The sequence below is a fragment of the Streptomyces ovatisporus genome (assembly GCF_042653885.1).
Taxonomy (GTDB): Bacteria; Actinomycetota; Actinomycetes; order Streptomycetales; family Streptomycetaceae; genus Streptomyces; species Streptomyces ovatisporus.
On the sequence record NZ_JBHSFH010000007.1, the window covers coordinates 416,790 to 430,713 of the forward strand.

Annotated in this window: 8 protein-coding genes; 7 read left to right on the top strand and 1 reads right to left on the bottom strand. The window is 71.4% G+C overall.

All coding sequences use genetic code 11. The features are described 5' to 3' along the window. The first annotated feature begins 25 nt into the window (after positions 1 to 25). Positions 26 to 1,525, top strand: coding sequence for a glycosyltransferase family 87 protein (locus ACFPA8_RS15660; protein WP_386448576.1), 1,500 nt, complete (start codon positions 26 to 28; stop codon positions 1,523 to 1,525). Between the two features lie 249 nt (positions 1,526 to 1,774). Further along, on the top strand, positions 1,775 to 3,154 hold the full coding sequence (locus ACFPA8_RS15665) for an MFS transporter (RefSeq protein ID WP_386448579.1): 1,380 nt from the start codon (positions 1,775 to 1,777) through the stop codon (positions 3,152 to 3,154). Positions 3,155 to 3,219: 65 nt separating this feature from the next. Here ACFPA8_RS15665 and ACFPA8_RS15670 read toward each other — a convergent pair whose 3' ends face one another. Continuing rightward, the gene (locus ACFPA8_RS15670) at positions 3,220 to 4,722 is read right to left on the bottom strand and encodes a CCA tRNA nucleotidyltransferase (protein ID WP_386448582.1); all 1,503 of its coding nucleotides are present in this window, start codon (positions 4,720 to 4,722) and stop codon (positions 3,220 to 3,222) included. Positions 4,723 to 4,922: 200 nt separating this feature from the next. Here ACFPA8_RS15670 and ACFPA8_RS15675 point away from each other — a divergent pair, with 200 nt between their 5' ends. The 5 genes from ACFPA8_RS15675 (at position 4,923) to ACFPA8_RS15695 (ending at position 13,851) form a co-directional block, all read left to right on the top strand. After that, a complete protein-coding gene (locus ACFPA8_RS15675; RefSeq protein WP_386448585.1) occupies positions 4,923 to 7,481 on the top strand; it encodes a DUF6049 family protein in 2,559 nt (852 codons plus the stop codon). Positions 7,482 to 7,515: 34 nt separating this feature from the next. Then, positions 7,516 to 10,041 (top strand): murein biosynthesis integral membrane protein MurJ, encoded by a 2,526-nt coding sequence (murJ, locus tag ACFPA8_RS15680; RefSeq protein WP_386448588.1) that lies wholly within the window; start codon positions 7,516 to 7,518, stop codon positions 10,039 to 10,041. Positions 10,042 to 10,151: 110 nt separating this feature from the next. Then, on the top strand, positions 10,152 to 12,044 hold the full coding sequence (locus tag ACFPA8_RS15685; protein WP_386448591.1) for a protein kinase family protein: 1,893 nt from the start codon (positions 10,152 to 10,154) through the stop codon (positions 12,042 to 12,044). A 59-nt stretch (positions 12,045 to 12,103) separates the two neighbouring features. Next, positions 12,104 to 12,904 (top strand): RNA polymerase sigma factor SigM, encoded by an 801-nt coding sequence (gene sigM, locus ACFPA8_RS15690; protein WP_386448594.1) that lies wholly within the window; start codon positions 12,104 to 12,106, stop codon positions 12,902 to 12,904. Further along, a complete protein-coding gene (locus ACFPA8_RS15695; RefSeq protein ID WP_386448596.1) occupies positions 12,901 to 13,851 on the top strand; it encodes an anti-sigma factor in 951 nt (316 codons plus the stop codon). Before sigM ends, ACFPA8_RS15695 begins: the two co-directional genes overlap by 4 nt. The last annotated feature ends 73 nt before the right edge of the window (positions 13,852 to 13,924 follow it).

Genomic DNA, 13,924 nt, shown 5'->3' on the forward strand with positions numbered 1-13,924 from the left:
GGGGGCCGTACGGCAGGATGTGCGCATGACGCGTGCCTACCTCTCGGACCGGAAGACCGCTCCCGTACATCCGACCGAGCAGGACGAGGTCGCCGCAGCCGGCAGCGAACTGATCGGCGGGCCGGTGGGGCGGCGGGCGGCGCCGGGTGCGGGCGGCTGGTGGACGCCGGTGAAGGTCGTGGTGCTGCTCGGGCTGGGGATGTTCGTCCTCGGCATGGTGCAGAAGCTGCCCTGCTACAACGGCGCCTGGTTCTCGGGCCAGACGAGCCAATACGTACACGCGTGCTATTCCGATATCCCCCACCTCTTCGTCGGACGCGGCTTCGCCGACGGCCTCACCCCGTACTTCGATCGCATCCCGGACCAGGTCTCCGGCGGCATGGCCTACCTCGAATACCCCGTACTGACAGGGGCGTTCATGCAGGTCGCGGCCTGGTTCACGCCGGGCGGCGACGACCTTCAGCACCGCGAGCAGCTGTACTGGATGATCAACGCGGGCATGCTCATGGCCTGCGCGGCCGTCCTCGTCGTCTGCGCCGTCCGTACGCACCGCTCCCGCCCGTGGGACGGCCTCCTGGTCGCTCTCGCACCCGCTCTCGCGCTGACCGCCACCGTCAACTGGGATCTGCTGGCCGTGGCGCTCACGGCCGCGGCCACCCTGATGTGGGCCCGCAGCCGTCCGCTCGCCGCCGGCGTCCTGATCGGTCTCGCGACTGCGGCGAAGCTCTACCCGGCGCTGCTGCTGGGCCCGCTGCTGGTCCTGTGCTGGCGGGCCGGACGCTGGCGGGAGTACGGCTCGGCGCTGGGCGGTGCGGCGCTGGCATGGGGATGCGTCAATCTGCCGGTGATGCTGCTGGCGCCGCAGGGCTGGGCGAAGTTCTACAGCTTCAGCCAGGAGCGGCCTGTCGACTTCGGCTCGATCTGGCTGATCATCTCCCAGCGCACCGGCAGTCCCCTCGATGACGCCAACGTCTACGCGATGGTGCTCATGGCGCTCGGCTGTGCGGGCATCGCCGTACTGGCGCTGTGGGCACCGCGCAGGCCGCGGCTGGCGCAGCTTTCGTTCCTCGTTGTCGCGCTCTTCGTGCTCACCAACAAGGTCTACTCCCCCCAGTACGTGCTGTGGCTGATCCCCCTCGCGGCCCTCGCCCGCCCCAAATGGCGGGACTTCCTCATCTGGCAGGCCTGCGAGGCCGTGTACTTCCTCGGGATCTGGCTCTACCTCGCCTATACGGGCAGCGGCGACAAGCACCAGGGGCTGCCCACCGAGGGCTACCAGCTGGTGATCCTGGTCCACATCCTCGGAACGCTCTACCTGTGCGCCGTCGTGGTACGGGATGCGCTGCTCCCGGAGCGGGACGTCGTACGCAGGGACGGCTCGGACGACCCGGCGGGCGGGGTGCTGGACAAGGCGCCCGACGTCTTCGTACGGGGCCGTCGCGTGCCCGGCGACGAGGGTCTCGCTCCGGTGGAGACACCCCACGTCCTATGGGGCACGCCGCCACACGGGACGCGGATGAGGTGAGCTCCCGGGCCGAGACGAGCTCTCGGCGGGGCGAGGCGGGAGGCCAGGGGTCATGTTTCACGTGAAACAGCGGCTCACAGAACCACGCACTCGGACCCGCTCTCCGGACCCGCGGCCCGGGCCCACGACGCTCGACAGCGGTGACCTGAACCGTCCTCCCGGCCCCACGCGGTACGCCCGACTCCCGGGCGCAGTACCGTCCTTGACGTCCGGACGCGCCGCGGAGACCAGTGTGTGAAGCTGGGGGCCATGAGCGTCGTCGGCGATCTCCGCACTCTGCTGCACCTCCCCGACTTCCGCCGACTGCTCACGGTGCGTCTGCTCTCCCAACTCGCGGACGGCGTCTATCAGGTCGCGCTCGCCGCCTACGTCGTCTTCTCACCCGAGAAGCAGACCTCGCCGGCCGCGATCGCCTCCGCGATGGCCGTACTGCTGCTCCCGTACTCATTGCTGGGCCCCTTCGCGGGAGTGCTCCTGGACCGGTGGCGCAGGCGGCAGGTCCTGCTCTACGGAAATCTGCTGCGCGCGGTTCTCGCTGCGGGCACCGCGGCACTCGTCCTGACCGCCGTCCCGGAGTGGCTCTTCTATCTCTCGGCCCTCTCCGTCACGGCGGTCAACCGCTTCATCCTTGCCGGGCTCTCCGCCGCGCTGCCCCGCGTCGTCGACGACGAACGCCTCGTGATGGCCAACTCCCTCTCCCCGACGGCCGGGACGCTCGCCGCCACAGCAGGCGGCGGGCTGGCCTTCGCCGTGCGCCTCGCCTCCCCCGAGGGGGGCCGCGGCGCGGACGCGATGGTCGTGGGCGTCGGCGCCCTTGTCTATCTGCTGGCGGGGATCGCCGCCCTGCGACTGGGCAAGGACCGTCTGGGCCCCGGTGCGGCGTACGTACAGCTGCGGCTGCGGGCGGCCCTGGCAATCACCGCACGCGGCCTCGTCGCAGGACTGCGGCATCTGCGGGAGCGTCCGGGTGCCGCCTACGCGCTCACCGCCATGACCCTGATGCGTTTCGGCTACGGCGCTCTGACGGTCATGGTCCTGATGCTGTGCCGCTACGCCTTCGGGGACGACGCTGACGTGGGGGACGCCGTCGACGCGGTGGACGTGGGGGCGGGACTGAAGCTTCTGGGCCTCGCCGTCGCCGCGTCCGGCCTCGGCTTCTTCGCAGCCGCTGTGATCACTCCGTGGGGCGTCGCGCGGTCGGGGCGATTCGGCTGGCTCGGACTGTGCGCGGCAGCGGCGGCCGTGCTGGAACCCGCACTCGGACTGACCTTCGCCCCGGTGCCGATCCTGTGCGCGGCCTTCGTGCTGGGACTCGTCACGCAGTGCTCGAAGATCACTGCCGACACCGCCGTGCAGTCCACGGTGGACGACGCCTACAGAGGGCGGGTCTTCTCCCTCTACGACATGCTGTTCAACGTCGCCTTCGTCGGGGCCGCCGGTGTCGCCGCCTTGATACTGCCCCGGGACGGACGCTCCGTCACGCTGGTGGTGACGGTGGCGCTGCTCTACGCCGCGGTCGCCGCGCTCATGTTTCACGTGAAACGTGCACACCGCTCATGGGAGTCCGCGCCGACTTCGGCGCCGCCGTCCTCGCCTCCCGGCCCCGGCCCCGACCCCGGCCCTGGCTGAACCGTCGCGTGTCCTCGCCCCGCACGGGCGCGGGCCCGGACCGACCGGCCCGGGACCCATCCGTGCTAGCCCCGCTGATCCTGCAGGGCCGCCCACTCCTTGAGCGCCGCGACCGCCTCGTCCCGCTCCATCGGCCCGTTCTCCAGCCGCAGTTCCAGCAGATGCTTGTACGCCCGGCCCACCATCGGGCCCGGACCGACGCCGAGCACCTCCATGATGTCGTTGCCGTTCAGGTCCGGCCGGATGGAGTCCAGCCGCTCCTGCTTCTCCAGCCGCGCGATCCGGTCCTCCAGCCCGTCGTAGGCACGCGCCAGCGCGTCGGCCTTCCGGCGGTTCCGCGTGGTGCAGTCCGAACGTGTCAGCTTGTGGAGCCTCGGCAGCAGCGGCCCGGCGTCCCGTACGTAGCGCCGCACCGCCGAGTCCGTCCACTCGCCCGTGCCGTAACCGTGGAAACGCAGGTGCAGTTCCACGAGCCGGGAGACGTCCTTCACGAACTCGTTGGAGTACTTCAGCGCGGTCAGCCGCTTCCTGGTCATCTTGGCGCCCACGACCTCGTGGTGGTGGAAGGAGACCCGTCCGTCCTTCTCGAAGCGCCGCGTCCTGGGCTTGCCGATGTCGTGGAGCAGCGCTGCGAGGCGCAGAACCAGATCGGGTCCCTCGTCCTCCAGGTCGATCGCCTGCTCCAGGACGGTCAGCGAGTGCTCGTAGACGTCCTTGTGCCGGTGATGCTCGTCCCGCTCCAGTCGCATCGCCGGGACCTCCGGGAGCACGCGGTCTGCGAGCCCCGTCTCCACGAGCAGCCGCAGGCCCTCGACCGGCCGGTCGGAGAGCAGCAGCTTGTTCAGCTCGTCCCTCACGCGCTCTGCCGAGACGATGTCGATGCGGTCGGCCATGGCCTTCATCGCGCCGAGGACCTCGTCGGCGACGGTGAAGTCCAGCTGCGCCGCGAAACGCGCCGCGCGCATCATCCGCAGCGGGTCGTCGGAGAAGGACGTCTCGGGCGCGGCAGGAGTGCGCAGCACCCGGAGGGCCAGATCCTCCAGACCGCCGTGCGGATCGATGAACTCCTTCTCCGGGAGCGCCACCGCCATGGCGTTCACCGTGAAGTCCCGCCGCACCAGATCCGCTTCGACGGAGTCGCCGTAGGAGACCTCCGGCTTGCGGGACGTACGGTCGTACGCCTCCGAGCGGTAGGTCGTGACCTCGACATGGAAGGTGCGCGTCTCTCCCCCGTCATGGGTCTTCTTCCGGCATCCGACCGTGCCGAAGGCGATGCCGACCTCCCAGACCGCGTCCGCCCAGGGACGCACGATGCGCAGCACGTCCTCGGGACGGGCGTCCGTGGTGAAGTCCAGGTCGTTGCCGAGCCGGCCCAGCAGCGCGTCGCGTACCGAACCGCCCACCAGCGCCAGGCGGAATCCGGCTTCCTGGAAACGGCGTGCGAGGTCGTCGGCGACGGGGGACACCCGCAGCAGTTCGCTCACCGCACGGCGCTGCACTGCGCTGAGCTGCTCCTGGGCGGGCTGAGCGGGCGTTCTCGGCTGGGGGTCTTCGTTGGCGTTCGGCACGACAGCACAGGGTACGTTGCCGCCCGTACGGCCCGCCCCGCACCTGCTCCGAAAGCCGGTCGATCATGTGACGCACACCGCGGCACGTGCACCCTCGAAGCATCGTTACCATCAGGGGTTCAGGAACCGGTGCGCGCTGGCGGCACCGGCACCTGTGAGCGAGACGCACCCCACGACGACACGACGGGACGGACGAGCGCGTGGCCGAGGCGGCTGACAACAGGATCACCCCGACCGCTGCCGTCCGCCGGTGGCTGCGAGGTGGCGTCGCCGTGCTGCTGACCACCGGACCGCTCGTCGGGGGACTCCTGACGCCACCCGCCCACGCGGCGACGGCGCACGGTTCCGCCGCCCCGGCCGCGTCCACCGGCTCTGCCGCTCGCGCCACCGCCCAGGCCGCCGCCGGCGACCGCAAGGGCACGGGCTCGCGCACCGCCACAGTCACCATGAGGACGCTCTCGCCCGCCACACCGGAGAAGGGCGACACCCTCAACGTCACCGGCACTGTCACCAACAACGGGCGCTCGTCCATCAGCGACGGCCGGATCGGCCTCCGCGTCGGCCCGGCCGTCGAGGGCCGCGGCGCGCTGGAGCAGAACGCCGAACGCAAGGACTATCTGCCGGGTGCCGACGGCACCGAGGTGAAGGACAAGGACGCGACGGCGAAGGTCGGCACCATGCGCCCCGGCATCCGCCGCACCTTCAAGCTGAGGCTCCCGGTCAGCGCCCTGAAGTTGGACTCGTCCGGCGTGTACCAGCTGGGCGTGACGCTCACAGGACAGACCCGCGAGCGCCCGTACGACCAGATCCTGGGCATCGAGCGCAGCTTCCTGCCCTGGCAGACGTCCGACGCGAAGAACAAGACGGGCCTGACGTACCTCTGGCCGCTGATCTCCAGGCCCCACATGACGGCCCGTACGGAGTCCGACGAGGAGCAGACGCCCGTCTTCCGCAACGACGACCTCGCGAAGGAACTCGCACCGGGAGGCCGTCTCCAGCAGCTGGTGAAGCTGGGAGGGGACCTGCCCATCACATGGGTCGTCGACCCCGAGCTGCTCGCCACGGTCAACGCCATGACCGAGCCCTACCAGGTGCGGAAGAAGGGCGGCGGCACCACCGCCGGCAAGGGCCAGACGTACGCGAAGCAGTGGCTGATGGACCTTCAGGGCGCCGTGAAGGGCGAGGAGATCGCCACGCTCCCCTTCGGCGACCCGGACCTCGCGTCCCTCGCGCACCGCGGCCGTGACGTCCCCGGTGCGCTGTCCGGTCTGAGCTCCGCCACCGAGCGGGCCGTCAACACGGTCAAGTCCATCCTGCACACCGAGCCCGCCACCGATTACGCCTGGCCTGCCGAGGGCGCCGTGGACCCCTCGATCGTCGACGTCGCCACGTCCGCGGGCGCCCACAACGTCATCGCACGCAGCGACAGCCTCCGCGACACCGCGCTGTCCTACACCCCGACCTCGGCCCGTCCCATCGGCGGCGGCAACACCGCGCTCGTCGCCGACGCGGCTCTCTCCCGTGCGTTCGAGGGGGACATGACCCGGCCGGGCGCCACGTCGAAGGCGGTACAGCGGTTCCTCGCGGAGACGCACACGCTCACCGCGCAGGTGCCGAACAAGCAGCGCAACATCCTCGTCGCCCCGCAGCGGATGCCGAGCGCCGGCCAGGTCCAGGCGATGGCGCTGGCGCTCAGCTCGCTCCAGAAGGACGGGCGCTGGGCACAGGGCACCGACCTCTCCGAAGCGGCCGCCGCCAAGCCCGACCCCCGCGCGAACCGGAAGGTGCCGGGCAGCCGCCAGTACCCGGCCTCGCTGCGCCGCCAGGAGCTGCCCACCGAGGCGTACCGGCAGCTGCAGGAGACCGACCGCGGCGTCAACGACTTCAAGCAGATCCTGACGCAGGACGACCGCGTGGTGACGCCGTTCGGCAGCGCGATGGAACGAGCGGAGTCGACCTCCTGGCGCGGAGAGGCCGAAGCGGCCAAGAGCTTCCGGGACAACACGAGCGACTACCTGGTCGGGCTGACCAAGAAGGTGCAGCTCATCCAGAAGAGCCCCATCACCCTCTCCGGCCGCAGTGCGACGATCCCGGTCACTGTGCAGAACAACCTCGTGCAGGGCGTCGACGGGCTGGAGCTGCGGCTGAAGTCGCGGCGCCGGATCGGGCTCGACGTCGGCGAAGCCCAGCCGGTCAAGGTGGACGGCGGACACAGCCAGTCGGTGAAGTTCTCCACCACCTCGAAGGCCAACGGCCGTGCGTACGTCGAGGCGCAGCTGTACACGAAGGACGGCAAGCCGTACGGCAAGTCCATGGTCTTCCAGGTGAACGTCACCTCCATCACCTCGACCGTTCTCCTGGTCATCGCGGGCGGTGTACTGCTGGTGGTGCTCGCCGGCGTCCGGATGTACATCACGCGGAAGCGGAACGGCGGCCCGGCTCCGGGCGGTGACGGCACGGGCACGGCCCAGGGCCCCGACGGCACCGAGGGCCCCGGAGACGGCGACGAGGACGGCGACGGCGACGGCGACGGCGACGGCGCAGGTGACAGCGGTCAGCCGGAGGAGCCCGCGAAGACCGGGACCGCCGAGCAGGCCGCGATGGCCGGTTCGGCGGAGGCGGCCGGGCCGGCAGAGGAAACGGAAAACGCCCGGGCCGGGACGCCCGAGAAGCCCGGCGCCCTCGGCGGCGCAGGCGAGCACGACACCGGTCATGGAAGCGACAGCGCCTCCGACGCGGGTGAGAAAGTGGACCGTTGAGTCAGCTGGCGAGCAGGGGCAGGGATCAGTAGCGATGAATGCGCCGCACGACGGTCACGGGGGCCGTGGCACTCCGGACGACGGCTCGCAGCCGCCGGAGGACCCCTACGTGCGGGACGCGTACACACGCGACCCGTACGAGGACCGCGACCCGGCCGCGAAGGACCCTGTCGGCGAAGCTCTCCACGACAGGGCCGCCAACCCCCCTCCTCCGCCCGGCACGCTCCCCGACCCGCAAGCCCTCTACGAGCAGCCCGAGCCCGGTCCTCACGCCCCCGACCCGCGCCGCTGGGCTCCCACACCGGCGCCCGAGCCGGAGGGCCCGTCGCGCCGGCTCCCCCACGGCGACGACCCCGCCACCGTGCAGTACACCGGACTCGACGGCCTGCTGAGCGGCCCCTCCGACGCGTCCGACCGGAGCACCCCGGACCCGGAACGGGCGGAGCGGACGGGCCCGCCACAGGAGCAGCCGAACGCACCGCAGTCCACTCAGCCCACCCCGGACGACGCCTTCGCCCATCTCTTCCGCGACCAGGGCCGTACGGCCTCCGGCGGCCCGGCCGCGCCCCACCCCACCCCTCGGCCCTCGGCAGCGCCGCCGCAACCCCGCTCGGAGAGCGCTCCCGCGCCCACTCCGGGCTCCGGCTCCGGCTCCGCACCCCAGCCGTCCGGACCCGCCGCACCCGCCGCCCCACCCGCCACGCCCGCCACGCCCGCCACGCCCGCCACCACACCGCCGACCGCCTCCGCACCACCGCCGGCCGGGCCGGAGCAGGGCGCGGCCCGGCAGCCGCTCCCCGCGGAAGAGCCCGCCGGGCCCGGTCAGGGCCCCGGATTCGAAGCAGCGCACGCGGCACCGTCAGAGGTCACTCCGCCCCCTCCCGAACCGGACGAGGAGCCCGCTCCCGAGTCCGGCGGCGGAGGCAAGGGCGGGGGACTGCTGCGCTCCAGCGCCATCATGGCGGCCGGCACGATGGTCTCCCGGCTGACGGGCTTCATCCGTTCGGCTCTGATCGTCGCCGCCCTCGGCGCCGCCGTCCTCGGCGACACCTATCAGCTGGCCATCACGCTGCCGACGATGCTGTACGTGCTGACCGTCGGCGGCGGCCTGAACTCCGTCTTCGTCCCGCAGCTCGTCCGCGCGATGAAGGAGGACGGCGACGGCGGTGAGGCCTACGCGAACCGCCTGCTGACGCTGGTGTCCGTCATCCTCGGGCTGCTGGCCGCAGTGGCGGTCTTCGCCGCTCCGGCGCTGGTGTGGGTCATGTCGCCGAAGTTCGCCTCCAATCCCGAGGCGAACGAGGTCACCGTCACCTTCGTGCGCTACTGCCTGCCCTCGATCTTCTTCATGGGCATCCACGTGGTGATGGGTCAGATCCTCAACGCCCGCGGCCGGTTCGGCGCGATGATGTGGACGCCCGTCCTGAACAACATCGTCATCATGGCCACCGTCGGCGCGTTCCTCTGGATCTACGGCAGTGCCGACGACTCCGGACTCGGCGTCGGCAGCATCCCGCCCGAAGCCGTCCGGCTGCTGGGCGTCGGCACGCTGCTGGGCCTCGTCGTCCAGTCCCTCGCGATGATCCCGTACCTGCGCGCCTCCGGTTTCCGCGTCCGTCCGCGCTTCGACTGGCGGGGGCACGGGCTGGGCAAGGCCGCACGGCTGGCCAAGTGGACGGTCTTCTTCGTACTCGCCAACCAGGCGGGCATCCTCGTCGTCACCCAGCTCTCCACCTGGGCGCAGGCGACCGCCGCGTCCGAGGGACACGCCGGCGCCGGCTGGACCGCCTACTCCCAGGCGCAGCTGATCTGGAACATGCCGCAGGCCATCATCACCGTCTCCGTGATGGCGGCCCTCCTGCCCCGCCTCTCCCGCGCCGCCAACGACGGGGACACCGGCGCCGTCCGCGACGACATCTCGCAGGGACTGCGCAACTCGGCCGTCGCGATCGTCCCCATCGCCTTCGGCTTCCTCGCACTGGGCGTGCCGATGTGCACCCTGATCTACGGATCCTCCGGCACCGGTGCGGCCCGCTCGATCGGCTTCGCGCTGATGGCCTTCGGCGTGGGCCTGATCCCCTTCTCGGTCCAGTACGTGGTCCTGCGCGCCTTCTACGCGTACGAGGACACCCGCACCCCGTTCTTCAACACCGTCATCGTGGCCCTGGCGAACGCCGCCGCCTCGGCTGCCTGCTTCCTGCTGCTCCCCGCCCGCTGGGCCGTCGTCGGCATGGCGGCCTCCTACGGCCTCGCCTACGCCGTCGGCGTGGGGATCGCCTGGCGGCGCCTACGCCTCCGGCTGGGCGGCGACCTGGACACAGCGCGCGTACTCCGTACGTACATCCGGCTCGCGGGTGCCGCGGTCCCGGCCACCGTTGCCGCCGGCGCCGCGGTCTACGGCATCACCCAGGCTCTCGGCAGCGGAACTCTCGCCTCGATCGCCTCGCTGGTCGCGGGAGGGATCGTATTGGGCGCCGTTTTCGTCCTAGCCGCGAAGCGGATGCGGATCGAGGAGATGACCGCCATGGTCGGTATGGTGCGTGCCCGACTCGGGCGCTGACGTACAACCATCCGTGGTCACTGCGTGTCGTGCATAACGGCGGCCTGCGGGCACAATTGTCGAGCCGTTGCACACAGTGGCTGCAACGAATTGGGGAGGCAGGAACGACGGTGGCAGAACGGAGCACAGCTGCCGTCGGCGTGGCTGACAACAGCGGTGAGGAAGACGCACTCACCGCCAGGGCGGACGAAGCCCGCGCCGACAGCGCTACGGACGGACACAGCGGCGGCAGCCGCCCCTCCGAGGAGACGAGAACGGACGCCGAAGCCACCGGCGGCAACGCGGACACCAGCAGCCCCGACGCGGGCGGCAGCGACGTGAACGGGGCCCGGAGCGACCTCACAGCAGGCAGTGACACCCCGACTGAGACACTTCCCACCGACGCGGGGAGCCCCGCGGGAACCGCAGCCGCCGCCGGGGCCGACACCGCCCTCGGCGACTCCTCGGACGAGCCGGCCGCGCCTCCCGCGGCACCGGAACTGCACAGCGGTCACAAGATCGCCCGGAGGTACCGTCTGGAGGAGTGCGTCACCCGTCTGGACGGATACAGCAGCTGGCGTGCAGTCGACGAGAAACTGCGCCGCGCCGTCGGCGTCCACGTCCTCCCCTCGGGCCACCCCCGCGCCCGGTCGGTCCTCTCCGCCGCGCGCTCCTCGGCGCTCCTCGGCGACCCCCGTTTCGTCCAGGTCCTCGACGCGGTGGAGGACCACGACCTCGTCTACGTGGTGCGCGAGTGGCTTCCCGACGCCACTCCGCTCAGCGAGATCCTCGCCTCGGGGCCGCTGGAGCCGCACGACGCCTACCAGCTCGTCAGCCAGCTCTCCCAGGCGATGACCGCCGCACACCGCGAGGGGCTCGCACATCTCCGGCTGACACCGGGCACCGTGCTGCGCACCGGCTCCGGGCAGTACCGCATTCGCGGTCTGGCGGTCACCGCGGCCCTGCGCGGCATCCGCAGCGACACCCCGCAGCGCACGGACACCGAGGGCATCGGTGCCGTTCTCTATGCGGCGCTCACCCAGCGCTGGCCGTACGAGGAGGACGCGTACGGTCTCACCGGCGTCGGCTCACTCACCAAGGACAGCCTCCTCGCCCCGGAGCAGATCCGCGCCGGGGTCCACCGAGGGCTCTCCCAGCTCGCGATGCGGGCACTCGTCAACGACGGCGCCACCGCCTCCAGCGAGGCGCGCCCCTGCGCCACTCCCGAGGAGCTGGCCAAGGCGGTCTCGGGACTCCCGCGTATCCGGCCGCCGGAGTCCCCCTTCAGCGCGCCACGGCAGTACCAGCGCACCGCGTACCAGCAGGGCGCGCACGGGCCCGGCGGTCCGGCACGCAGCACAGCGGCGGTCCGTGGTCCCGGCGGGGAGCCCCCGGCGCCGCCCGCGCTCCCCGGCCGTACCGGCAAGGCGCTCAAGTGGGGCGTCTCGGCGCTCCTGATCGCCGCTCTCGGCCTCGGCAGCTGGCAGGTCGCCGACACCCTTCTCAAGGGCGACAGCTCCGCGAGCGACGAAGGCGGTCAGGTCAGCGGCCCGGACGAGCAGGGCACCGGCAAGCCGGTCAAGATCGTCGACGCCCAGGACTTCGACCCGCCGCCCGGCGGCAACGGCAGCGAGAACCCGGCGGACGTTCCCGACGCCTACGACGGCTCCCACAGCACGTACTGGCTCACGCAGGAGTACATCGGCCGACCCGACTTCGGGAACCTCAAGCCGGGTGCCGGACTCATCCTGGACCTCGGCAAGCAGCAGCAAGTGAGCTCGGTGAAGGTCGACTTCATCGGCGCCACCACGGCCGGTTTCCTCGCCGCGCCCAAGAGCGCGACGGGCATGCCGAGTTCACTGGGCGGTTTCAACAAGGTCAGCGAGGGGACAGGAGAGCACCTGACTCTCAAGGCGAAGAAACCGATCCGGACTCAGTACGTACTGGTATGGCTCACGAAGCTCCCACTCTCGGACGACGGCAACTACCGTGGCCGGATCACGGAGATCCAGGTCCAGAGCTGATACCTCGACACTGACGCACGGCCCAGCCGGCGGGCGAGGATGACGGGAGGCGTCCGACGGTGAGCGACGACCGCGGCGGCAAGGCGATACGCCGCCGCCCCAAGCGCAGGAGAGGCGGCCGCAACGCGGCCGACGCGCCCGCCGCCAGGCCCCCCGTCCCCGCGCAGGGGGGCAGTCCGGACGCACTCGACGACCGCGAGCTGCTCGCACGCCACGTCGACGGCGATCCCGAGGCGTTCGGCGAGATCGTCCGCCGTCACCGGGACCGGCTGTGGGCCGTCGCCGTACGCACCCTCGGCGACCGGGAAGAAGCGGCCGACGCCGTCCAGGACGCGCTCATCTCCGCCTACCGCGCGGCGCACACCTTCCGCGGCCAGTCCGCCGTCACGACGTGGCTGCACCGGATCACGGTCAACGCCTGCCTGGACCGCGCCCGCAAGGCCACCTCCCGGCGTACCTCGCTCACCGACGACACGGAGCGCCTGGACCTCCTGCTGGAACCGCACGAGTCGGCAGACCTGCCCGCGGAACGTGAGGACCTCCACCGTCAGCTCGTCACCGCCCTCGCGCAGCTGCCCGCAGAGCAGCGCGCCGCTCTCGTGCTCGTCGACATGCAGGGTTACCCGGTGGCCGAGGCGGCCGACGTCCTCGGCGTCGCCGTGGGCACGGTCAAGAGCCGATGCGCACGGGGAAGAGCCCGGCTGCTGCCGCTCGTCAGCCACTTGCGCCCGAACGGGGAGGAGAGGGGTACGTCACCGCACCAGGGGGGAAGGAACCGGAGCCAGGGACGATCCGTCCCACCGTCGGAAGGCGTCACAGGACCACCCGGAGCCGTGAAGGGAGGAGGAGAGCAGGCATGACATCCACCCCTTTCACGTCCGACGTGCACAGCACCGACGGCCACCCGGAAGTCGCAGAGATCTCCGCGCTCACCGAGGATCTGCTCAGCCCTGAGCGTGCAACGGCGGTCCATGCGCATCTCTCCGCCTGCGAGCTGTGCGCGGACGTACGGACGTCCCTCGAGGAAATCAGAAGCACGCTCGGCACACTGCCGGGCCCCGTGCGCATGCCGGAAGACATCGCGGGGCGCATCGATGCCGCGCTCGCTGCTGAAGCGTTGCTCGACGCGTCCCCGTCGGGCGCCTCCCGTGTTTCACGTGAAACCGACGCCGGTTCCCGGAGCTCGTCCCGCCCGGGTGCCGCCGTTTCACGTGAAACGAGCCTCGCTCGCAAGGGTCCGACCACCCATCCTGCCGGTCACCCCGGCGGCGCCAGCCGTCCAGGACGGCACCGCCCCACTCGCCGTTCGCGCCGTTGGCGCTCGGCTGTCCTGGCAGGCGCCGGTGCCGTCGTCGCACTCGGCATCGGCGGTCTGGTCCTCCAGTCACTCGATTCGCCGGCGCCTCCCACGGCGGCTGACGGCGCTGAGCACGGCAAGGAGAACGCCGCCGACGGCGCTCTCGAGAAGCAGGTCCACACGCTGCTGGCCCAGCAGCAGTCTGCTGAGAAGTCCCGGGGCTCGAAGACACCGGACCTCAAGAGCAAGCAGAGCCCTGGCGACACTCCGCTCGCCGGACCGGAGACGTCCGTCCCCTCCTGCATCCGAGAGGGCCTGGAGCGCGCGGAGACACCACTCGCCGTCGACGAGTCCGCCTCCCACAACGGCGACAGGGGTTACCTCGTCGTCCTGCCGCATCAAGGCGACTCCCAGCGCGTCGACGCCTACCTCGTCGAGGCCGCCTGCGTCAGCGGTGAGAAGCCCGGCCCGGCCGAGGTGCTCACGAAGCGCACCTACCAGCGACGCTGAGACGCGCCCCCGCCACGACCCCCGCCGGGCGCCCACTGGGAATGTCTGCCCCCTAGGATCCGTTGGGTGGGGT